This is a genomic window from Streptomyces sp. NPDC001617, assembly GCF_053596855.1.
In genome coordinates this window covers 1-3,085 of record NZ_JBSFHA010000193.1, presented here as the reverse complement: position 1 = coordinate 3,085, position 3,085 = coordinate 1, and the positions used below count along the sequence as shown (strand labels likewise).

The 3,085-nt window shown below is 66.9% G+C and carries 3 protein-coding genes; 1 reads left to right on the top strand and 2 read right to left on the bottom strand.

Annotation, left to right across the window (positions count from 1 at the left end; translation table 11 throughout):
* Positions 1-9 precede the first annotated feature (9 nt).
* The gene (locus tag ACWC09_RS52440) at positions 10-504 is read right to left on the bottom strand and encodes a site-specific integrase (RefSeq protein ID WP_450859387.1); all 495 of its coding nucleotides are present in this window, start codon (positions 502-504) and stop codon (positions 10-12) included.
* Positions 505-1,206: 702 nt separating this feature from the next.
* On the bottom strand, positions 1,207-2,028 hold the full coding sequence (locus ACWC09_RS52435) for a class I SAM-dependent methyltransferase (RefSeq protein ID WP_450859386.1): 822 nt from the start codon (positions 2,026-2,028) through the stop codon (positions 1,207-1,209).
* A 591-nt stretch (positions 2,029-2,619) separates the two neighbouring features.
* Between ACWC09_RS52435 and ACWC09_RS52430 the strand changes: the two genes are divergently transcribed.
* Entirely contained in the window at positions 2,620-3,042 is a 423-nt protein-coding gene (locus ACWC09_RS52430) for a hypothetical protein (RefSeq protein ID WP_450859385.1), read from the top strand.
* Positions 3,043-3,085 lie beyond the last annotated feature (43 nt).

The window sequence follows — 3,085 nt, the reverse complement described above, 5'->3', positions numbered from 1 at the left end:
GCCCTGTCTTCATGCGCGCACAACGGGAAGATCACCCCAGCGGGAAACCTGTTCGACCCGCACGTTCCATGATCGGTTGAGATACAGCTTCTCAGGGAGGGGCAGGACCGTGGTTGAAGCCTGAAGGGTGGAGTCGGTGTAACGGTGTCCGGCAAAGGACGCGATCGCGTGCAGCTCCCAGCCCATCCGGGCCAGATCGGTCAGACACAGGTGCCGGGTGGTATGCGTGGAGAACCGCTCGACACCGGAGGCCAGGGCGAGCTTGCGGACCACCTTCGACCAGGTCCACAGGCTCAGCGGCTGGGCGTGATTGCGGCGCGCTTCCGACAGGAACAGCGGCCCGCGGGCCCGGCTGATCCGGGCGCGGTGGGCAAGGTAGTCCGACAGCAGCACCCCCGTCGGTGCCGAGTACGGCACCACCCGCTCCAGCCGGTTCTTCGTCGTTTCCGCCCGTATCCGCAGAGTGCGGTGGGCCGGATCGACGTCGTCGATCGCAGCGAGCACAGTTCCTCACGGCGCAGGGCGGCGTCGTAGGCCAGGGCGAGCATCACGCGGTTGCGTACCGTCTCGCGCCTGGCGACCTCCAGGACACTCAGCCACTGCTGTTCTCCGGGAATCCACGGCAGCTTCGTCAGCCGGGGCACCAGGCCGCGCTGCTGACTGCCGCTGCGTCGGCCGACGGGATTGGAATCCCGCAGCCCCTCTTCCATGAGGAAGTCGTAGAACAGACGGACCGGCACCAGCCGCTGCTGGATCGTCGCGTTCGCCAGTCCCGCCCCCGAGTCGATCGAGATCACGTTCGCACCCCGACGATGCGGCCGCGAGCTCAACTCCCGTACGTAGACGGCGATATGGGCGCGGTTCGCGGCGACCGGGTCGACGCTCTCCCGCTCCCACATCAGCAGGTACTCGGCCAGTCCCCGGCCGTAGGCATCAATCGTGCGCGGTGCCCGTCCGAGATCCGTCCAGACCGTCAGCCAGGACGCCGCCTGCTCGTGCCGGCCGAGCACCGGCCACTTCTCCGTGAGCACCGTCGTGCCGCTCAAGCCATCTCCCAAGTCCGTGGTTGCGCCGGGGAGACATGATCACCCCGGCAGATTCCGCGTAACTTTTAAGACGCTCAAACGGCAGATGTTCGGCCGAGCCGGACTACCTCTACTCCGAAAGCGCGTCCTATTGACCTGACGCCCCGTAGTTTCCTGACGGTCACACGGCAGCTGACTTGCGGGCCAGCTCGTAAGCGAAGCTGACCGTTTCGGTGAGGCGGCCGTTGGCCGTGTGGCGGCCGAGTTCGGCAGTGAGCTCGGCGTCGAACTCAGCGGCGTGGTCCGCAAGCACCGGGGGCAGCAGGAACGATGTCGACCGGATGTGCCCGGCGAGTTCACGGATCGTCCAATGGTGCTCGACAGAAAACTCGTGGCGTCCGGCGGGCTCGAGCCCGGCACGGGACAATACTTCGTGGTCAGGGTCCTGCTGCCTTGGCTGGTCCCAGCCAGGCGGAACGCGGCCGGACGCGCCTAGGGCGTTCTGCCATGAACGCAGCATGCTGTCGAGCGCCCGTTGCCAGTCCCGGGGACCCACCCACGGGGAGGTCGACCAGCACAGCGCGAGGCAGCCGCCGGGCTTGAGCCAAGCGTGGGCGCGCTCGGCGACCACGGTGCGGCGGAGGCGGTGGAAGGCATTGCCTATGACGATCAGCTCGAAGCTGCCTGGTTCGGCGCGCAGTTCCTCGGCGCTGGAGGTGACCGTCCGGATGTGCGCCGCGCCGGCAGCCTTCGCCTTGGCACTAACCATCTCGGTCATGGCGGGTTCAGCGTCCACCGAGCATACGTCGGCGAACCAGCCACGCAGCGGGAAGGCAAGCTGGCCGGTGCCGCATGCCAGGTCGAGCAGGCGTCCACGCCCTGAAGGAGCTGCCCGGCGCGCGAGATCGGCGATCATCTCGTCGGGGTAGGGGAGCCGGAACCGGTCGTAGTAACCGGCGGTGCCCCGATACAGGTCGGGATCGAACCTCACCTCGCTGGCCATGGGACCAACATCGCACAGGGCGGCCTAACCCCAGGAACGCCGCTGGGTAGAGCCACCCAGACACGCTCAGCCGTCACTTAGCGTGCACGCACCACAGAAGTTGAGCCAGATCCCGCTGAACGCCGCCCTAGCCAGCCGACCCGCAGTAGCGGATGCGGCTGGCACTTCGGAGGCGCAGCATGAGAACTAGGAAGATCCTCGATCACCTCGGGGCTACCGATGACAGACCTGCCAGGACTGCACTGTACGAACGGACACGCTGGTCCGTCAGAGAAGACGGCGTCGAAGTTCTGCGCGATTTGCGGTGCTCTCATGGTCGTTACGTGTCCTCAAGGCCACGAGGTCAAGCCCGCGCCCTATTGCAGCGTGTGCGGCGTACCTCTGCATCCCACCAGGCCGCCGCCTCCTGCAGACGACGCCACGGTCACTGCCCCTGTGGTCAGCGACCCGTCCACAGGTGCTGATCTCGGTAGCAGTGCCGCCCCGGTGCCTCCCGGGCTTCCGGACGAGGGCCCAGTCGAACCGCCGCAGCCACCGACTGGTCCACAGAACAACAGGCATGAGCGGCCCCCACTCGTGATCGTCGGGGCGGTGCTCGTCGTCATCCTCATTGGTGTCGGGGCGTACTTCGGGATCAGCCAACTGACCAGCGCGGACTCCGTGAAGCCTGCGGCCACCGTGCCAACGACGCGGTTCCCCTTGCCGACCACCGACGCGCCCCTCTCACCGCAGCCGACTGAGCAGTCACCCAGCTCGCCCCCGGTGCAGCCCGCCAGTCCCGTCGCGCCGCCGCCATCAGCCAAAGCCAGCCCCGCGAACACCGTTGAGGCCTACTTCGCCGCCATCAACGCCGGTGACTACAAGCGTGCTTGGGAGCTTGGAGGCAACAACCTCACCCAAGGGCCGTACTCGACCTTCGTGAAGGGATTCGAAGGCACCGCCTCCGACTCGATCACCGTCGTCTCAGTGGACGTTAAGTCCGTTTCTGGTAGCGACCTCGTCCGGGTTGGGTGAGGAAGCCTTGGCGGACGAGTCGTCCGAGACGAGCACGGGTGAC